The sequence below is a fragment of the Mycobacterium parascrofulaceum ATCC BAA-614 genome, from assembly GCF_000164135.1.
Taxonomy (GTDB): Bacteria; Actinomycetota; Actinomycetes; order Mycobacteriales; family Mycobacteriaceae; genus Mycobacterium; species Mycobacterium parascrofulaceum.
The window spans coordinates 277,147-294,604 of record NZ_GG770553.1 but is presented as its reverse complement, the minus strand read 5'-3'; the positions used below and the strand labels follow the sequence as shown (position 1 = coordinate 294,604).

Sequence of the window (17,458 nt, the reverse complement as noted above, 5' to 3'; positions counted from 1 at the left end):
CCGTGGCCCGCGCGATGCGGACCGACGCCAGTTGTGCGGTCGACGATCTCGACGTCGTCGTCACGGTCCGGGCGGCGGTCCTCGGCGGGGCGGCGACCGCCGCCGCGCGGGCGGGGCCGATCGGCGGCTGAGGCGGGCCAGCGCCCGCCGGACGTAATAGTCTGTGCGCGTGGTGCCGCAGTGGCGGATCGGCCCGCTGGTGTTGCCGGTGCATGGTGTCTTCGTGGCGCTCGGGGTCCTGGCCGCGGCCGTCGTGTTCATCGCGGAGGCCCGCCGGCGTGGGGCGGTCAACGAACAGTCGTTGGTGGCGGTCACCGGCGCCCTCGCCGGCGGCGCGATCGGCATGCGCCTGTCCGGCTGGGCCGAGCACCTCGACCTCCGCCTCAACCCGACGCTGCTGCAGGCGTGGGAATTCGGTTCGCGCAGCATCCTCGGCGGGCTTTGCGGTGCCTACCTCGGGGTGCTGATCGCCAAGCGGCTCGGGGGCCACACCGGCAAGACCGGTGACCTGTTCGCCCCGGCGGTCGCGCTGGGCATGGCGATCGGCCGCCTCGGCTGCCACCTCACCGAGGCGCCGGGCCGCCCGACCACCCTGCCGTGGGGCATCCACGCCCCGGCCGGCACGCCCAAATGCCCTGGCTGCCTCACCGGGGCGGCGATGCACCCGTCGTTCCTCTACGAAATCGCCTTCCAGCTGGCCGCATTCGCGGCGCTGCTGTGGCTGCGCCACCGGATCGGCCGGCCGGGCGAGCTGTTCGTGCTCTACGTGGCCGGTTACGCGGTGTTCCGGTTCTTCGTCGAGTTTGTGCGGGCCAACGAGACCGTGTGGCTGGGCCTGACCCGGCCGCAGTGGTTTCTGCTGCCCTGGCTCCTCCTCGTCGGCGTCCGGTTGGGCCTCGGATACCGGCGCGGCTACTACGACGCCGCTCTGCGGCGGGAGGCGGTTGCCACATGACGAACCCTCCGCCGGGTCCGCCCCCGCCGGGCGGCTGGCGCCCGCCGGACTGGCCCCCGCCCGGCTACCCCTATGACCCGAACCGGCCGTACCCCGGCTGGCAACCGCCGCAGCGCAAACCGAGCGGCGGGGAGATCCTCGGCGCGGCCATCGCCGGGATGGCCCTGTATGCCGGCATCAACACCGTCGTCGGCCCGCTGGTGTTGTTCGGGCTCGCCAACGCGATCGCGCCGAAGATCGCCTTCGCGACCGGCGCCGTCCTGCTCGGGCTGATCGCCTTCGCCGGCGGGGGAGCGCTGATGTTCGTGAAAAACAGCGCCTGGGCGAGGGGGATCGGCATGGGCCTGATGATCGGCTGGGCGCTCACCTCCATCTTCACCGTGGGCATCTGTACCGGCTTGAACCCGATGCTGTATCACCTGACCCGATGAGCGGCATGCAGCTGCGGGGTGACCGAATCCACCGCTACGTCAACGCGTTCTGCCCGCACTGTCACGCCGAGGAACCCGATCGCCGGCTGGCCGACGTGCCGCGGCTCAGCGGCTGGCTGGCCGTGCGCGGCGACGGCCAGGTCTGGCTCGAACGGGGTTGCCGGACGCACGGACTCGTGCGGACGCTGTACGACGAAGATCCCGAAATCCTTGCCTATCTCGAGGAGTGGACCGCCCCCACCAAGGCCCACGTCCCCGACGCCCCGGGCAACTTCGACCCGGTCCCGTCGGCCTACCTGCAGGGGCTGCCGCAGATGCAGACGCAGCACACCTGCATCCTGCTGGAGGACATCGCGGCGACATGCAACCTCCGCTGCCCCACGTGCTTCGCCGACTCCTCGCCCGACCTGCGCGACGTCGTCGCGGTCGGCGACGTGCTGGCCAACGTCGACCAGCGGCTGGCGCGGGAAAACGGCCGCCTCGACGTGGTGATGCTCAGCGGCGGCGAGCCCACCCTGCACCCGCAGCTGCCCGAACTGCTCGCCGAGCTCAGTTCCCGACCGATCACGCGAATCCTGTTGAACACCAACGGTGTGCGGATAGCCCACGACGACGAGCTGCTCGACCTGCTCACCGAGCACCGCGAGCGCGCCGAGGTCTACCTGCAGTACGACGGGCTGTCGCCGGCCGCGCACCGCCACCACCGGGGCGGCGACCTGTCCCGGGTGAAGCGGGCGGCGCTGCGGCGGCTGTCCGACCGCGAGATCTTCACCACGCTCGTGATGACGGCGGCGCTCGGCGTCAACGACGCCGAGATCGGCGACGTCGTCGGGCTGGCGCTGCGCACCCCCTACGTCGGCGGAGTGTCCATCCAGCCGCAATTCGCCTCCGGCCGTTCGGGTCTCATCGATCCGGCACGGCGGCTCACCCACACCGGGGTGCTGAAGCGGTTGGGGCCGCAGACCGGCGGCCTGGTCACCTGGCGGGATCTGACCGCGCTGCCGTGCTCGCACCCGCATTGCTGCTCGGTCGGCTACCTGCTTCGTGACGACCGCGGGCAGTGGCGTTCGCTGGTCGCGTTGATCGGCCACGACAACCTCAAGGAAAAGCTGGGGCTGGTGGCCAACCGGATCGCCGACCCCGACATTCCGGGGGAATTGCGGCTCGCCGTGCGCGAGTCCCTGATGGGATTGCTGTCGGAGCAGTCGTCGCTGTCGCATCCGTCCATGTCGGAGGTGTGGCGCATGATCTGCGAGGGCTGCGACCTCGGCATGGCGACGCTGCTGACCGTGGCGTCCGGCGCGCTGCCCGGGCGCCGGCGCCAACTCAGGCGGATGCTGGGCGAGCGGGTCGTTCGCGTCACGGTCAAGCCGTTCATGGACATGTCGACGATGATCGAGGAGCGCCTGGTGCAGTGCTGTGTGCACGTGGGCACCCGGTCGTCGCAGGACCAGTGCGCGCCGTTCTGCGCGGTGCAGGCGTGGCCACAACTCGGCCGCCAGCGGCTGTCGGTCGCCGCCGAACGCATGCTGCCGGTGGTGGGTTAGGCCGTCGGGTCGGGGGCGCCCGACAGTCCCGCGGCGGCGAGCTCCTCGTCGGAGGGCAACCGGAGCGAGACCAGCCCGGCGTAAACGTCCGGTTCGATCTCCACCCTGTTGACCGTCACGTGCACCGGCACCCACTCGTCGTCGTGGCCGGGCATGCGCAGCACCCGGCTGGTCGCGCCGCGGGCGAATTCCTCGGTCATCGAGGACACCAGGTGCTGATCGTCCGGGTGGACCTTCGGCTTGCCGGTCTCGCTGCCCCGCCAGTCGTAGAACGTGCAGGGCTCGTCCAGCCACTTCAGCAACGCCCAGTTCTTCAGGTCGATCAGCGCGCGGTGGACCCCAGCCTGGGCGAGGCCACTCAGGATGCGTTGCGCCAGATCGTCGGTCGACACCTCCGGGCCCTTGAGCTCGGCGCGCCAGTTGATCGCCCGCGCGACCAGATGGTCTCTGCCGTCCGGGCCGGCCTCCAACCCGGTGCGCGCCACAAATCCGATCCGCATGGGCTGACCCTGCCAATCGGTGAGATCCCAAGTGCTGCAGAGCGTTTGGTCGGGCTCCGCCTTGACGGCCATGGCGAGCACCTTGGTCTCGTTGGGGTTGAGCTCGCGCGAGGGCAGGTCCTCCGCGAAGGCCCTGCCGAACGTGACCTCCACCTCCGGGTTCTTTCCGCTGTTGGCCAACGACTCTCGGGTGTCGGTGGCGACGCCCATCGTGAGGTCCCACTTCAGCGGCCCGGGGGTCGGCCGCTCGGGCGGGTCCACGTCGGCGGGGCCGGTCCACACGTGCACGCCATGGATGTAGCCGTCGGACATCACCACCGGTTCGGTGCGAATCACCCGGTCGCGCTTGGGGGTGATGCTGGTCAAGCTCTGCCCGGTCTTCACCGTCTCGGCGATCGCCGTGCGAACCGCGGCGAGATAGGGGCTGCGGCGCAAGAACGTGGTGATGGGGACGAGATTCTTCAGCTGGCGCCCCTGCGCCACCACCGCGGGTTCACCCCCCAGCGTCTCCACGAGCAGCCAGTCGTGGCCCATGCGGCCGATTTTACGGCGACGGAGCCGCCGGCCGGGAGCTTGGGCCTACCGGGACGGTCGGAACCGGCCGCAGGCGATGGTATCGCTCTCTGCGGCAACGCCTTCCGGCCCCGACGAAGTTGCCTCGTCGCGGTGGCCCTGGTAGTTTGCTGGTGCGCCCGCGCGGCCGGGCCGCCTACCGCTCACCGACGAGCGTCCCGCCGCCCGTGCGACAGCACCCCGCGACTGCATGAGCAGCGGTGAATGTGCTTTCGGCACGGGCATCCATGGGCACATCCGCGGGGTCGACCGTCGAGGGGTCGGTCGTCATCCGCCGGATTGCCCGGCGTGGGGCAACTCCGCGAGGACCAGCCGCAGCACCCGAACGGCACCGGCCTTGTCGAGCGGGTCGTTGCCGTTGCCGCACTTGGGGGACTGCACGCACGACGGGCATCCCCGTGGACACTCGCACGCCTCGATGGCCGCCGCCGTCGCACCGAGCCAGGTGCGCGCCCGGCGGAAGCCGCGCTCGGCGAACCCGGCGCCGCCCGGATAGCCGTCGTACACGAAAACGCTGGGCAGGCCGGCCGGGTCCGGTCCCACCGCGGTGGACAGCCCCCCGATGTCGCCCCGATCGCAGCTGGCCACCAACGGCAACAGCCCGATCGCCGCATGCTCGGCGGCGTGCAGCGAACCCGGGATCCGCGGCGCGTCAATCCCCTTGCGCAGCAACGCGTCCTCGGCGATCGTGTACATCACCGCCGTCGTCGCCAGCGTCTGCTCCGGCATGTCCAGTTCGATGAAGTCGATCACCTCCCCGGACAGCCGGCGGCGCAGGTAACCCACCACCCGGTGGGTGACGGTGACCGGCACCAGACCCAGGGTGACCGGCCCGAACTGCGAGCGTTCGCCGGTGCCGGTGACCGCGATGTCGGTGAGCTCACGCGCGAACGTCGCGTAGCCGGGATCCTCGGCGTGCACGAACGCGATCGCGTCCTCTAGGTTCAGCGAGTCGACGACGTAGCTCTCCCCCTGATGCAGGTAGACGGCGCCCGGATGGATCGACGCGGGGGCCTGGCCGACGCCCGTGCTGCCGAGCAGCCGCCCGGTGTCCGCCTCGACGATGACGACCTGTCCGCCCGCGGACCCGCGGATGTCCACCGCCGCATGCGGTTCCAGCCCCGCCGCGGGGAAGTACTTGCCGTTGCGGCGCCGCAGCAGGCCGTCGTCGACGAGGCCCCCGGCCACGTCGGTGGCGCCGAAGTCGCGCACCTCGGCCTCGTCGAGCGGCATTTCCGTTGCGGCGCAGAGCAGTTGGGGCCCCAGAAGGTAGGGGTTGGCGGGATCGATCACCACCCGCTCGACCGGCTTGCCCAGCAGCGCGGCGGGGTGGTGGACCAGGTAGGTGTCCAGCGGATCGTCGCGGGCGATCAGCACCACCAGCGCACCCTGCCCGCGCCGGCCCGAACGGCCGGCCTGCTGCCAGAACGAGGCCACCGTGCCGGGGAATCCGGCCAGCACCACCGCGTCCAGCCCGGCGATGTCGACGCCCAACTCCAGCGCGTTCGTGGTGGCCAGGCCGCGCAGCCGGCCCTCCGCCAGGGCGCGCTCGAGCGCGGTGCGGTCCTCGGCGAGGTAGCCCGCCCGATACGAGGCCACCTTGCCGGCGAGGTCCGGCGCGACGTCGTCCAGCCGGGCCTGGGCGCCCAGGGCGGTCAGCTCCGCGGCGCGCCGCGACCGCACGAATGTCAGCGTCTGCGCCCCCTCGGCGATCAGGTCGGCCATCACCCGCGCCGCCTCGGCGCCGGCCGAGCGGCGCACCGGCGCGCCGTTCTCGCCGAGCAGATCGGCCCGCAGCGCCGGCTCCCACAGCGCGATCGTCCGGGCGCCCTGGGGTGACCCGTCCTCGGTGACCTCCTCGACCGGCAGCCCGATCAGCTCGGCGGCCGTCGCCCCCGGCGCATCCGTCGTCGCGCTGGCGAAGACCACCGTGGGCGCGGATGAGTATCGCGCACACAGCCGCAGCAACCGGCGCAGCACCATCGCCACGTTGGAACCGAAAACACCGCGGTAGTAATGGCATTCGTCGACGATCACGAAACGAAGGTTCCGCAACAGCACGGCCCAGCGGGCGTGGTTGCGCAGGATCGACAAATGGATCATGTCGGGATTGGAGAACAGCCATCGGGACCGCTCGCGCGCGAACCGGCGGACTTCCGCCGGGCTGTCGCCGTCGTAGGCGGTGGGAGCCACCCCAAAATTGGGATCGTGCAGCCGCGGGATGGCCGCGGTCAGCGCGTGCGCGGCGCGCAACTGGTCGTGGCCCAGCGCCTTCGTCGGGGACAGGTACAGCACCCGGGCGCGCGGATCGGTGGCCAGCGCATGAAGGACGGGAAGCTGGTAGGCCAAGGACTTGCCCGACGCGGTCCCGGTGCTCACCACCACGTGCCGGCCCGCGTGCGCCAGTTCGGCCGCCGCCGACTGGTGTGACCAGGGCGAACCGACGCCGCGGTCGGTGAACGCGCGCACCACGTCGGGGTCGGCCCACGCCGGCCAGCCCTGCGGGCGCCCGGTGCGCGGCGGCAGCTCGGCGACGTGGCGCAGGGGGTGCTCGTCGGCCTCGGTGCCGGCGAGCGCGGCGGCGAGCAGGTCGCTGCCGAAACTCGCCATCAGCAGCCTCCTTGGACCCGGCGACAGCGCAAGTCTGTCGCCGAAGCGACGAACATGGTTGACTATTTGCGGTCGCAGCTTCTGTGTTCGTGTCAAACTTTCGCAGGATCGACGTTGCGGCCGCGGTTCCTGCGAGGTTAATCGGTCGGGTGAAGTTCCGGCGACTGAGCGAGGTATGGCGGTCGTACCAGGCCCGGGGCATCGAAAGGCGATGCCCCGCACCCAGAAGAAAAGGAAAGATCGAGAGATGCCACAGGGAACTGTGAAGTGGTTCAACGCGGAGAAGGGCTTCGGGTTCATTGCCCCCGAAGACGGCTCCGCAGACGTGTTTGTCCACTACACGGAGATCCAGGGTTCGGGCTTCCGCACCCTCGAGGAAAACCAGAAGGTCGAGTTCGAAATCGGCCACAGCCCTAAGGGCCCCCAGGCCACCGGAGTCCGCTCAGTCTAGGACGAGCCGATTCTCCACGGACCCCCCGTGCAGTCCCGCCCAGCGGGCCGGCCGGGGGGTTTTCGTATTCCGGCCGGCCGCCGAAACCGCCGCCGCGCCGCTCGCCTCGAGACGCGAATGGTCGACCTGGCCTACTGTCGGTGGCGTGAGCCAGCTTTCCTTCTTCACAGCGGAGTCGGTGCCCCCCGCGGTCGCCGATCTCTCCGGGGTGCTGGCGGCTTCCGGTCAGATCGTCATGGTCGGCGGCCCGGAGGCCCACGGCGCGCGGCTCTCCGTGGTGGTGGACCAGGCCTGGCGTGCGGCCGCGCTGGCCGAGATGATCCGCGAGGCGGGGCTGGCGCCCGAGATCGGCCGCACCGACGAGGACACCCCGCTGGTGCGGACGGCGGTCACCCCCGCTCTGGTGAGCCTGGCCGCCGAATGGACCCGCGGCGCGGTCAAGACCGTGCCGCCGCGCTGGCTGCCCGGGCCGCGGGAATTGCGGGCCTGGACGCTGGCGGCCGGGCACCCCGAGGGCGACCATTACCTCCTTGGGCTGGATCCCCACGCCCCCGATACCCATTCCCCGTTGGCGTCGGCTTTGATGCGGGTGGGAATCGCCCCCACCTTGATCGGCACCCGCGGCGGCCGCCCGGCGCTGCGGATCAGCGGGCGGCGCCGGCTATCGCGGCTGGTAGAAAACGTGGGCGAAGCCCCCGACGGCGTCGACGCGTCATCGGTGTGGCCGCGGGTATAACCGCGAAAAAGGATTTGCCTTTTCGGCGGCCGGTTTGCGCAGTCGCGCCCAAGGGTGCGAAATTGTCAGGTGCCCGAGGGCGAAGGAACGCCGGCGTATCTGAATTTTCCGCGGAATTTTTGACGCCGGCCTGTCATTCTTCTGCGGGGCGGCCCCGCAGGGGGGCCGAGATCAAGGATGGAGCGTAAGCGTAGTTGGGCGACCCGAACCTCAAGGACCGCGAAAGCGGCCGGACTGGGAGCCGTAGGCGACTCGTCATCGTCGAGTCGCCGACGAAGGCGCGCAAGTTGGCCGGCTACCTGGGCTCCAACTACATCGTCGAATCCTCCCGCGGCCACATCCGCGACCTGCCCCGCGCCGCGGCCGACGTGCCGGCGAAATACAAGTCGGAGCCCTGGGCGCGGCTCGGTGTCAACGTCGACCACGACTTCGAACCGCTCTACATCATCAGCCCGGAGAAGAAGAGCACCGTCAGCGAGCTCAAGGGCCTGCTGAAGGGCGTCGACGAGCTCTATCTGGCCACGGATGGTGACCGCGAGGGCGAGGCCATCGCCTGGCACCTGCTGGAAACCCTCAAGCCGAACATCCCGGTCAAGCGGATGGTGTTCCACGAGATCACCGAGCCGGCCATCCTCGAGGCCGCCGAAAACCCGCGTGACCTCGACATCGACCTGGTCGACGCGCAGGAAACCCGCCGCATCCTGGACCGGCTGTACGGCTACGAGGTCAGCCCGGTGCTGTGGAAGAAGGTCGCGCCCAAGCTGTCGGCGGGCCGGGTCCAGTCGGTGGCCACCCGCATCATCGTGCAGCGCGAACGCGACCGGATGGCGTTCCGCAGCGCCTCCTACTGGGACATCGTCGCCCAGCTGGACGCCAGCGTGTCCGACCCGCAGGCCGCACCGCCCACCTTCACCGCCCGGCTGACCGGCGTCGACGGCCTGCGCGTGGCCACCGGGCGCGACTTCGACTCGCTGGGCCAGTTGCGCAAGGCCGATGAGGTGACCGTCCTGAACGAGGCCCAGGCGACCGAGCTGGCCGCCGGGCTGCGCGGCGCCCAGCTGTCCGTCGCCTCGGTGGAGGAGAAGCCCTACACCCGCCGGCCCTACGCGCCGTTCATGACGTCGACGCTGCAGCAGGAGGCGGGCCGCAAGCTGCGGTTCTCCTCCGAGCGCACCATGAGCATCGCCCAGCGGCTGTACGAAAACGGCTACATCACCTATATGCGCACCGACTCGACGACGCTGTCGCAGTCGGCGATCAACGCCGCGCGCACCCAGGCCCGTCAGCTCTACGGCGAGGAGTACGTCTCGCCGTCCCCCCGGCAGTACACCCGCAAGGTGAAGAACGCCCAGGAGGCGCACGAGGCCATCCGGCCGGCCGGCGAGGCCTTCGCCACCCCCGACGCGGTCCGCCGCGAGCTCGACGGCGACGAATTCCGGCTCTACGAGCTGATCTGGCAGCGCACGGTGGCCTCGCAGATGGCCGACGCGCGCGGGACCACGCTGAGCCTGCGGATCAACGGCGCGACGGGCGACCGGGAGGTGGTGTTCTCGGCCAGCGGGCGCACCATCACGTTCGCCGGCTTCCTGAAGGCCTACGTGGAGACCGTCGACGAACTCGCCGGCGGCGAGGCGGACGACGCCGAGAGCCGGCTGCCGCAGCTGACCCGGGGCCAGCGGCTGGACGCCGTCGACCTCACCCCGGACGGCCACGCCACCAACCCGCCGGCCCGCTACACCGAGGCGTCGCTGGTGAAGGCGCTCGAAGAGCTCGGCATCGGCCGGCCGTCGACGTACTCGTCGATCATCAAGACCATCCAGGACCGCGGCTACGTGCACAAGAAGGGCAGTGCCCTGGTGCCCTCCTGGGTCGCGTTCGCCGTAACCGGTTTGCTGGAACAGCATTTCGGCCGGCTCGTCGATTACGGCTTCACCGCCGCGATGGAGGACGAGCTGGACGCGATCGCGTCGGGTCAGGAGCGGCGCACCGACTGGCTCAACCGCTTCTACTTCGGCGGCGACCACGGGGTGGCCGACTCGGTGGCGCGCTCGGGTGGCCTCAAGAAGCTCGTCGGCGTCAACCTCGAAGGCATCGACGCGCGAGAAGTCAACTCCATCAAGCTGTTTGACGACGAACAGGGTCGCCCCGTCTACGTGCGCGTGGGCAAGAACGGCCCCTACCTGGAACGCATGGTGGCGGGCGACGAGGGCGAGCCGACCCCGCAGCGCGCCAACCTGAACGACTCGCTGACGCCCGACGAGCTGACGCTGGAGGTGGCCGAGCAGCTGTTCGCCACCCCGCAGGAGGGCCGCTCGTTGGGTGTCGACCCGCAGACGGGTCACGAAATCGTCGCCAAGGACGGCCGCTACGGGCCGTACGTGACCGAGGTTCTCCCGCCGCCGCCCAACGAGGAAGAGGGCGGCGCGCCGGCGAAGAAGGGCAAGAAGCCGACCGGTCCCAAGCCGCGAACCGGTTCGCTGTTGCGCAGCATGGATCTGCAGACCGTCACCCTCGAGGACGCGCTGAAGCTGCTGTCGCTGCCGCGGGTCGTCGGCGTGGACCCGCAGACCGGCGAGGAGATCACCGCGCAGAACGGCCGTTACGGCCCATACCTCAAGCGCGGCACCGATTCTCGTTCGCTGGCGACCGAGGACCAAATCTTCGAGATCACCCTCGACGAGGCGCTGAAGATCTACGCCGAGCCCAAACGCCGCGGCCGGCAGGCGGCCGCCGCGCCGCCGTTGCGCGAGCTGGGCGCCGACCCGGCGACCGGCAAGCCGATGGTGATCAAGGACGGCCGGTTCGGGCCCTACGTCACCGACGGCGAGACGAACGCCAGCCTGCGCAAGGGCGACGACGTACTGTCGATCACCGACGAGCGCGCGGCCGAACTGCTGGCCGACCGGCGCGCCCGGGGTCCGGTGAAGCGCCCGGCGAAGAAGGCCGCGCGCAAGAAGGCCCCCGCCAAGAAGGCCGGCAAGCGTTAGCTCGCGTCAGCCTTCCTGGGCCACAACGTGATTGCGGGCGGCGGGCGCTAGCCCGTCCACACGAGCAGGTCTCGTCCTCCCGCGTTGTAGACGACGTTGTCCGGGTTCGGCCCGACGACGTCGAAGTACAGCTTGCCGGTCTTCTGCTGACCCTGCGGGATGCTCGCCGGGTTGACACCCTGGGCGGTCGCCACGTTGCCGAGCTCCGGGTAGTTTTGCCCGTTGGCGGCGCGCGCGTTGAAGTCCGCGACTAGCGGCGTGACCGTGCCCTTGATGGCTTTCACGGTGGCGGTGGCCTCCCACAGCTTGCCGTGCGGCTGGTACGGGATGGGGTCGTTGCTCGGGTGCAGGTTGCTGACCGTCCAGCCGGTGATGACGGCGCCGTCGGAGTCGTTGAGCTGCTCCTGGGTACCGAAGCTTTGCCGCACCGGGTAGTTGTCGGCGGATGCGGTTGGGACGCCGGCGATCCCGACGCCGGCCGCTGTTGCGAACGTCGCCAAAGCCGCCGCCGTTGAGCTGGCCAAATGCATGCTTCCTCCTATGTTTCGCGATTTCGTGATGCGATAGGAGCCGTACCTCGACAGTGCCCCGGCCAAACGTTCTCCATGGGAAATTGTTGCCGGTGGAGATTTATCCGGGTCGCCAGTTAGCGCGCCGCTTGGCTGGAAACCCCTTTGGGTTCGCTCGTAACCTCTTCCAGCCCGGCCAGTTTCACCGGCCGCGCCAGCTGGGTGGGCGCCGTGCGGCCGCGCAGCTCGACGACCTCGCCCACGTCCCAGCACAAGGCCTCGGCGTCGAGCGCCCCGCTGACCGCGATCGCCGACGCGAGCACGTGGCCGGCCTCGAGCTTGGCCAGCTCGGTCAGCCGGGCGGCCTCGTTGACCGGGTCGCCGATCACCGTGTATTCGAAGCGGGCCTGCGCGCCGATGTGCCCGGCGATCGCCCGGCCCGCCGACACCCCGATCCCGAACTCCGCCGAACCGATCACAGGGAGCAGCTCGTCGTGCAGCTCGCGAGCCGCCGCCAGCGCGCCGCCCGAGGCGTCGGGGTGTTCGATCGGCGCACCGAAGATGGCCAGCGCGGCGTCGCCCTGGAACTTGTTGACGAAGCCGCCGTGGCGGCCGACGGTTTCGACGACCACCCGGAAGAACTCGTTGAGCAGGTGCACCACCTCGGCGGGCGGCCGGGTCGCGGCGAGCTTGGTGGAACCGACCAGGTCGACGAACAGGACCGCGACGTGGCGCTCCTGACCGCCGAGTTCGGTGCCGCGCTCGAGCGCCCGCCGGGCCACGTCCTCGCCGACGTATCGGCCGAACAGGTCGCGCAGCCGCTGCCGCTCGGACAGGTCACGCACCATGTCGTTGAAGCCGGCCTGCAGCAGGCCCAGCTCGCTCGCGTCGTAGATCTGCATGTGCGCGTTGTAGTTTCCGCGCTGCACCTCGCTCAGCGCCCAGCGCAGCTGGCGCAGCGGGTCGGCGATCGACATGGCCACCAGCAGGGTGCTGACGAAGCCGATGCCCAGCGCCGCCAGCGCCAGCAGCAGGATGGGCGTGAACAGCTTCTCCGGCGTCGCGTGCAGCAGCGACGCCTTGTCCGCCATCACCGCGAGCACGATCGCCAGCACCGGGACGGCGGTGGACAGCATCCACGTCAGGATCTGCCGCAGGATGACGCCGGGCGCCTGGACGTTCTCGGGCACGCCGCTGCGCAGGGCCGCCACCGCGACCGGCCGTAGCACGCGCTCGGACTGCAGGTAGCCGATGATCGCGGTCGCCGCGGCGCCCAGCCCGGTGGCGACGGCCACCACGGGCGCGGCGAACCGGGCCACCGACCAGCTGGCGATGATGAACACCACGCCGCCGATCAACCAGGCCACCATGCTGATCAGCGTGCGGTAGAAGGGCATCCGCAGGGCGCGGCTGCGGGCCAGCTCGGTGGCGGCCGGGTCGGCCTCGGCGAGCAGGTTGTCGCGGCGCTGCCAGCGGAAGACCGGCATCAGCAGCTTCAGGTTCACCATCCAGCCGGCCAGGAACAACACCACCAGGGCCGTCCCGAAGACGGCCAGGTTCAGGACCGGCAGATCCTGCAGCTGGATGCGATCCTCGGGGGGCAGGGCGTAGCGCAGGAAGCCGAGCACGAAGAGGGCGCCGATGATGTCGGCCTGCAGCATGCTCAGCGAGAACAGCGGCCACGGGGTACGCACCACCCACCGGACGAATGCGCTGATCCGCCCGGGCAGTGCCGCCGGTGTTGCCACGATCCCACCGTATCGGTCGGCAGGGACTTGTCGGAAACTTACAACCGTCTCTTTTCGGCGCCGCCGCGGGCGAAAAGAGCGCAAATGTAACGGGATCGTCGCGATCCGGTGGCCGATCGGTATCTGTCGGCCGTGGTGGCTACTGTTACCGGTGATGTCCGGGGTGTTTACGCGGCTGGTAGGCCAGGACGCGGTGACGGCCGAGCTGCTCGCCGCCGCCAGGGCCGCCCGCGGTGATCCGGTTCACAGCGAGGCGGGCGCCGGGACTATGACACATGCGTGGCTGATCACGGGTCCGCCCGGGTCGGGGCGCTCGGTGGCGGCGCTGTGCTTCGCCGCCGCTTTGCAGTGCACCTCGGCCGTGGAAGACGGCGGCCCGGGATGCGGGAACTGCCGGGCGTGCACCACGACCATGGCCGGTACCCACGCCGACGTGCGCCGGGTGATTCCCGAGGGGCTGTCCATCGGGGTGGACGAGATGCGCGCCATCGTGCAGATCGCATCGCGGCGCCCGGCCACCGGGCACCGGCAGATCGTGGTGATCGAGGACGCCGACCGGCTGACCGAGGGCGCCGCCAACGCGCTGCTCAAGGTCGTCGAGGAGCCACCGCCGTCGACGGTGTTCCTGTTGTGCGCGCCGTCGGTGGATCCCGAGGACATCGCCATCACGCTGCGGTCCCGTTGCCGGCACGTCGCGCTGGTCACCCCGCCGACGGAGGCCATCGCGCGGGTGCTGATCGACAGCGACGGCCTGAGCCCGGAAACCGCGGACTGGGCGGCCTCGGTCAGCGGCGGCCACGTGGGCCGGGCCCGGCGGCTGGCCACCGACCCCGAGGCCCGGGACCGCCGCGAACGGGCACTGGCGCTGGTGCGCGACGCCGCGACGCCGTCGCGGGCCTACGCGGCCGCCGAGGAACTGGTCGCCTCGGCCGAGGCCGAGGCGGTGGTGCTGACCGCGGACCGCGCCGAGGCCGAGACCGAGGAGCTGCGGACGGCCCTGGGCGCCGGCGGCACCGGCAAGGGCACGGCCGGTGCGATGCGGGGCGCCGCGGGCGCGATGAAAGACCTCGAACGGCGGCAGAAGTCGCGGCAGACCCGGGCCTCCCGCGACGCCCTGGACCGGGCGCTGATCGACCTGGCGACGTATTTCCGGGACGCGCTGATGGTCTCGGCGGGCGCGGCGTCGGTGCGGGCCAACCATCCGGACATGGCCGAGCGGGTGTCGGCGCTGGCCGCCCATGCCTCGCCGCCGCGGCTGCTGCGCTGCATCGAGGCGGTCCTGGAGTGCCGCGAGGCCTTGGCGATGAACGTCAAGCCCAAGTTCGCCGTCGACGCCATGGTGGCGACGTTTGGCCAGGAACTGCGCGACTAAGTTGGGTCGGCCGCGCCGCCTGCCGTAGACTCGTGCCGCCCGGCGTGCGGGTATGCCGCCTTAGCTCAGTCGGTAGAGCGATTCACTCGTAATGAATAGGTCGGGGGTTCGATTCCCCCAGGCGGCTCCAGTTTTTCCCGCCGAGCGTCACGCCAGCGTGGCCGCCGGCGCCCGGCGCCACGCTGGCGTGACGCCCGGCGTGGGCGCGGGGTTCAGGCCGGCGCCAAAAAGCCCACCGGACCCGACGCGAGGCACAACGCCAGCGCGGTGGTCTTGGCGCGCACGGTGATCGCGTCGCCGGCGCCGGGCAGCCGGGCGAAGACCCGATTGAGTCCCGGATGCACGGGCACCCTGACGTCGGGGCCCTGCGTCATCGACAGCGTCATCGTTCCCTCGCTGTTGGCCAGATAGTTGAGTTCGACGGTCCAGTCGGCGGGCAGCAGCGGCCCGTCGAGGACCAGGCGCGCCGGCTGGTCCGGCTGCGCGAAATAGCCGCACCGCGGCACGGGCCCCGGCACGATGGTCCGCACCCAGGTCACCCGCGCCCTGACCAGCCGGCCCGAGCTGTCCAGCATCCGCAATTGCGTTGTGGCCGAGGCGAATTCGGGCCGGTCCCGCAGCAGGGCGAACATGTGGCTGGCCAGGTTCTCCGGTGCCGCGACGCGTTGCAGCACCAGCGGGTCGACCTCCTGGTCGAGCAGCGGCGCCGTCGACGCCGCGTGCGCGGTCGCCAGATCGGCCCGGGCGTTCTGCAGGTAAGGCTGGGCCGGGTTGTCGCGCCAGCTGGTCAGAAACGTCTTGGTCGAGTACACGCTGCTGGCCACGAACAGGGCCGCCAACCCCAGCGCCGCCGCGGTGCGGGCGGGTGAGGCGTCCAGCCAGCGCGGCCCGACGGGCCGGTTCGGCGCGCAGAACGCGACGGCGGCCAGCAGCGCCAGCACGAACACCAGATCCGGGAAATAGCGCAGTGTTTGGGCGAGTTCGAGCGCGGTCTGCTTCGACGCGCGCATCAGGTAGATCGGCACCTGGCAGGCGACCGCGTAGCCGACCGCGGTCAGCCACACCGGCCCGATGCGCTGCTTGCGCAGCAGCGACACCCCGAGCGCGCCGGCGAGCACCAGCCAGCCGAGCGCCATCACCGCCGGCGGGGGCGTCGCCCATGGCGAGGCCGGCGCCCACCGGTCCCAGTGCCACGGCCCGCCGGCCAGTCCCGGGACGATGCCGTGGGTGATCGATCGCGCCAGCAGGTCCGCCGTCATCGCCAGGTCCGAACTCCACCGCCGCTGGTTGACCACCGCCAGATAGAGCGCGACCCAGCCGGCGGTCACGGCCAGCGTCGGGACCCACAGGCGCAGCCCGGCCCGCCACACCGTCGCCGTCGCCGCACGATCGCCCCGCACGTGGCGCAGCAGCGCGGCCACCGCGAACGCGACGAACGGGATGACGGCGGCCTTCTCGAAGAACAGCAGCCCGACGAAGTAGACGAGCGTGCCGGTCACCGCGTACCGCGGGTTGCCGGTGCGGACCAGCAGAATGGCGTCGGCGCACACCCAGGCCAGCGCCGCGAGCATCGGCAGCGAGTTCAGCGCCGCCGCCCACCACGCGAATCCGGGCACGGCCAGCGGGGTGAACAACGCGAACGTCAGCGGGATCAGCAACACCGGCCGCCAGCCGAGCATGACACGCAGGGCGCGCAACAGCGCCAGCGAGGCCAGCAGCTGCAGCACCAGCAGGCTGATCGCCGGCCCGGTCCAGTTCAACGGCGCCAGCCGGACGATGGCGCCGCCGACCAGGAACGCGCCGGGCATGACGTGGCCGTCGTGGTCGTCGAACAGGTACGACGGCGACAGCAGGTTGTGGGTGCCGGCCTTCCCGATCAGGATCAGGTCGTCCCAATAGAAGTAGCCCCCGAACGCCAGCGCCGCCCGTATCCCCAGCTGGGCGGCGATCAGCGCGACCGCCGAGGCCACTATGTATGGTGGGCCGGTGCGCGCACTGGTCACCGGGGCAGCCGGATTCATCGGGTCGACGCTAGTCGACCGCCTGCTGGGCGACGGTCACACGGTGGTGGGGCTGGACAACTTCGCCACCGGCCGCGCGACCAACCTCGAGCACCTGGCCGGCAACCCGTCGCACGTCTTCGTCGAGGCGGACATCGTCACCGCCGACCTGCAGGCCATCCTCGACGAGCATCGGCCCGAGGTGGTGTTCCACCTGGCCGCCCAGATCGACGTGCGGCATTCGGTGGCCGACCCGCAATTCGATGCCTCGGTCAACGTCGTCGGCACGGTGCGCCTCGCCGAGGCGGCGCGGCTTGCGGGGGTGCGCAAGATCGTGCACACCTCGTCGGGCGGGTCCATCTACGGCACGCCGCCGCACTACCCCACCAGTGAGGACGCCCCGACTGATCCTGCTTCGCCATATGCCGCCGGCAAGGTGGCCGGCGAGATCTACCTGAACACCTTCCGCCACCTGTACGGCATGGACTGCTCGCACATCGCCCCGGCAAACGTCTACGGGCCGCGGCAGGACCCGCACGGCGAGGCCGGCGTGGTGGCGATCTTCGCCCAGGCGCTGCTGTCCGGCAAGCCCACCAAGGTGTTCGGTGACGGCGGCAAGACGCGGGACTACGTGTTCGTCGACGACGTGGTCGACGCCTTCGTCAAGGCCGCCGGGGACGCGGGCGGCGGGCAGCGCTTCAACATCGGCACCGGCATCGAAACCTCGGACCGCCAACTGCATTCGGCGGTGGCGGCGGCGGTCGGCGGGCCCGACGACCCGGAGTTCCATCCGGACCGGTTGGGTGACCTGAGGCGGTCGTGCCTCGACATCGGTTTGGCCGAACGGGTTTTGGGGTGGCGGCCGCGGGTCGCGCTCGACGAGGGCGTGCGCCGCACGGTCGAATACTTCCGCCAGACGCACACCGTCTGACCACCTCGGTCTGCGCCGGCTCGGGCGGAGCGGCGCGGGTGTGCGTTCACGGCTTCGAGCGTGAACCGACGGCGAGGCCACGGCCGAAATCCCGCCGTGGCTGCACGC

13 protein-coding genes and 1 tRNA gene are annotated in these 17,458 nt (G+C 70.9%); 9 read left to right on the top strand and 5 right to left on the bottom strand.

Annotated features, from left to right (window positions below):
• Positions 1 to 169 precede the first annotated feature (169 nt).
• Genes HMPREF0591_RS01455 through HMPREF0591_RS01445 form a run of 3 tightly spaced genes read left to right on the top strand, consistent with a single transcriptional unit; the run spans position 170 to position 2,933 of the window.
• Entirely contained in the window at positions 170 to 955 is a 786-nt protein-coding gene (locus HMPREF0591_RS01455) for a prolipoprotein diacylglyceryl transferase (protein ID WP_040621637.1), read from the top strand.
• Positions 952 to 1,386 carry a hypothetical protein gene (locus HMPREF0591_RS31875; RefSeq protein ID WP_007166607.1) on the top strand — a complete coding sequence of 145 codons (435 nt, stop codon included), beginning with the start codon at positions 952 to 954 and terminating at the stop codon, positions 1,384 to 1,386. Before HMPREF0591_RS01455 ends, HMPREF0591_RS31875 begins: the two co-directional genes overlap by 4 nt.
• Positions 1,387 to 1,391: 5 nt before the next feature.
• The gene (locus tag HMPREF0591_RS01445) at positions 1,392 to 2,933 is read left to right on the top strand and encodes a radical SAM protein (protein WP_040621634.1); all 1,542 of its coding nucleotides are present in this window, start codon (positions 1,392 to 1,394) and stop codon (positions 2,931 to 2,933) included.
• Here HMPREF0591_RS01445 and HMPREF0591_RS01440 read toward each other — a convergent pair.
• Positions 2,930 to 3,967: a PAS domain-containing protein gene (locus tag HMPREF0591_RS01440; protein ID WP_007166605.1), complete on the bottom strand. Its 1,038-nt coding sequence runs from the start codon at positions 3,965 to 3,967 to the stop codon at positions 2,930 to 2,932. The two genes, HMPREF0591_RS01445 and HMPREF0591_RS01440, sit on opposite strands and share 4 nt — an antisense overlap.
• A gap of 306 nt (positions 3,968 to 4,273) precedes the next feature.
• Entirely contained in the window at positions 4,274 to 6,616 is a 2,343-nt protein-coding gene (locus HMPREF0591_RS01435) for a DEAD/DEAH box helicase (RefSeq protein WP_007166603.1), read from the bottom strand.
• A gap of 247 nt (positions 6,617 to 6,863) precedes the next feature.
• Between HMPREF0591_RS01435 and cspA the strand changes: the two genes are divergently transcribed.
• The 3 genes from cspA (at position 6,864) to topA (ending at position 10,790) form a co-directional block, all read left to right on the top strand.
• Complete coding sequence (cspA, locus tag HMPREF0591_RS01430; RefSeq protein ID WP_007166602.1) at positions 6,864 to 7,067, top strand: cold shock protein CspA; 204 nt, start codon at positions 6,864 to 6,866, stop codon at positions 7,065 to 7,067.
• A gap of 145 nt (positions 7,068 to 7,212) precedes the next feature.
• Positions 7,213 to 7,803 (top strand): hypothetical protein, encoded by a 591-nt coding sequence (locus tag HMPREF0591_RS01425; RefSeq protein ID WP_007166601.1) that lies wholly within the window; start codon positions 7,213 to 7,215, stop codon positions 7,801 to 7,803.
• 194 nt (positions 7,804 to 7,997) lie between these two features.
• Positions 7,998 to 10,790 (top strand): type I DNA topoisomerase, encoded by a 2,793-nt coding sequence (gene topA, locus HMPREF0591_RS01420; protein WP_007166600.1) that lies wholly within the window; start codon positions 7,998 to 8,000, stop codon positions 10,788 to 10,790.
• A gap of 47 nt (positions 10,791 to 10,837) precedes the next feature.
• Here topA and HMPREF0591_RS01415 read toward each other — a convergent pair whose 3' ends face one another.
• Together HMPREF0591_RS01415 and HMPREF0591_RS01410 are read right to left on the bottom strand one after the other, a co-directional pair.
• Positions 10,838 to 11,320, bottom strand: coding sequence for an MPT63 family protein (locus HMPREF0591_RS01415; protein ID WP_007166599.1), 483 nt, complete (start codon positions 11,318 to 11,320; stop codon positions 10,838 to 10,840).
• 116 nt (positions 11,321 to 11,436) lie between these two features.
• A complete protein-coding gene (locus HMPREF0591_RS01410) occupies positions 11,437 to 13,131 on the bottom strand; it encodes an adenylate/guanylate cyclase domain-containing protein (protein ID WP_085981510.1) in 1,695 nt (564 codons plus the stop codon).
• A 70-nt stretch (positions 13,132 to 13,201) separates the two neighbouring features.
• Here HMPREF0591_RS01410 and HMPREF0591_RS01405 point away from each other — a divergent pair, with 70 nt between their 5' ends.
• Together HMPREF0591_RS01405 and HMPREF0591_RS01400 are read left to right on the top strand one after the other, a co-directional pair.
• Complete coding sequence (locus HMPREF0591_RS01405; RefSeq protein ID WP_040620882.1) at positions 13,202 to 14,419, top strand: DNA polymerase III subunit delta'; 1,218 nt, start codon at positions 13,202 to 13,204, stop codon at positions 14,417 to 14,419.
• Between the two features lie 54 nt (positions 14,420 to 14,473).
• Positions 14,474 to 14,549: transfer RNA gene (locus HMPREF0591_RS01400), tRNA-Thr, on the top strand.
• An 82-nt stretch (positions 14,550 to 14,631) separates the two neighbouring features.
• Here the strand turns inward: HMPREF0591_RS01400 and HMPREF0591_RS01395 are convergent.
• Positions 14,632 to 16,440: a hypothetical protein gene (locus HMPREF0591_RS01395; RefSeq protein WP_167310111.1), complete on the bottom strand. Its 1,809-nt coding sequence runs from the start codon at positions 16,438 to 16,440 to the stop codon at positions 14,632 to 14,634.
• Between HMPREF0591_RS01395 and HMPREF0591_RS01390 the strand changes: the two genes are divergently transcribed.
• Positions 16,406 to 17,350 carry an NAD-dependent epimerase/dehydratase family protein gene (locus HMPREF0591_RS01390; protein WP_085981549.1) on the top strand — a complete coding sequence of 315 codons (945 nt, stop codon included), beginning with the start codon at positions 16,406 to 16,408 and terminating at the stop codon, positions 17,348 to 17,350. The two genes, HMPREF0591_RS01395 and HMPREF0591_RS01390, sit on opposite strands and share 35 nt — an antisense overlap.
• Positions 17,351 to 17,458: the final 108 nt, after the last annotated feature.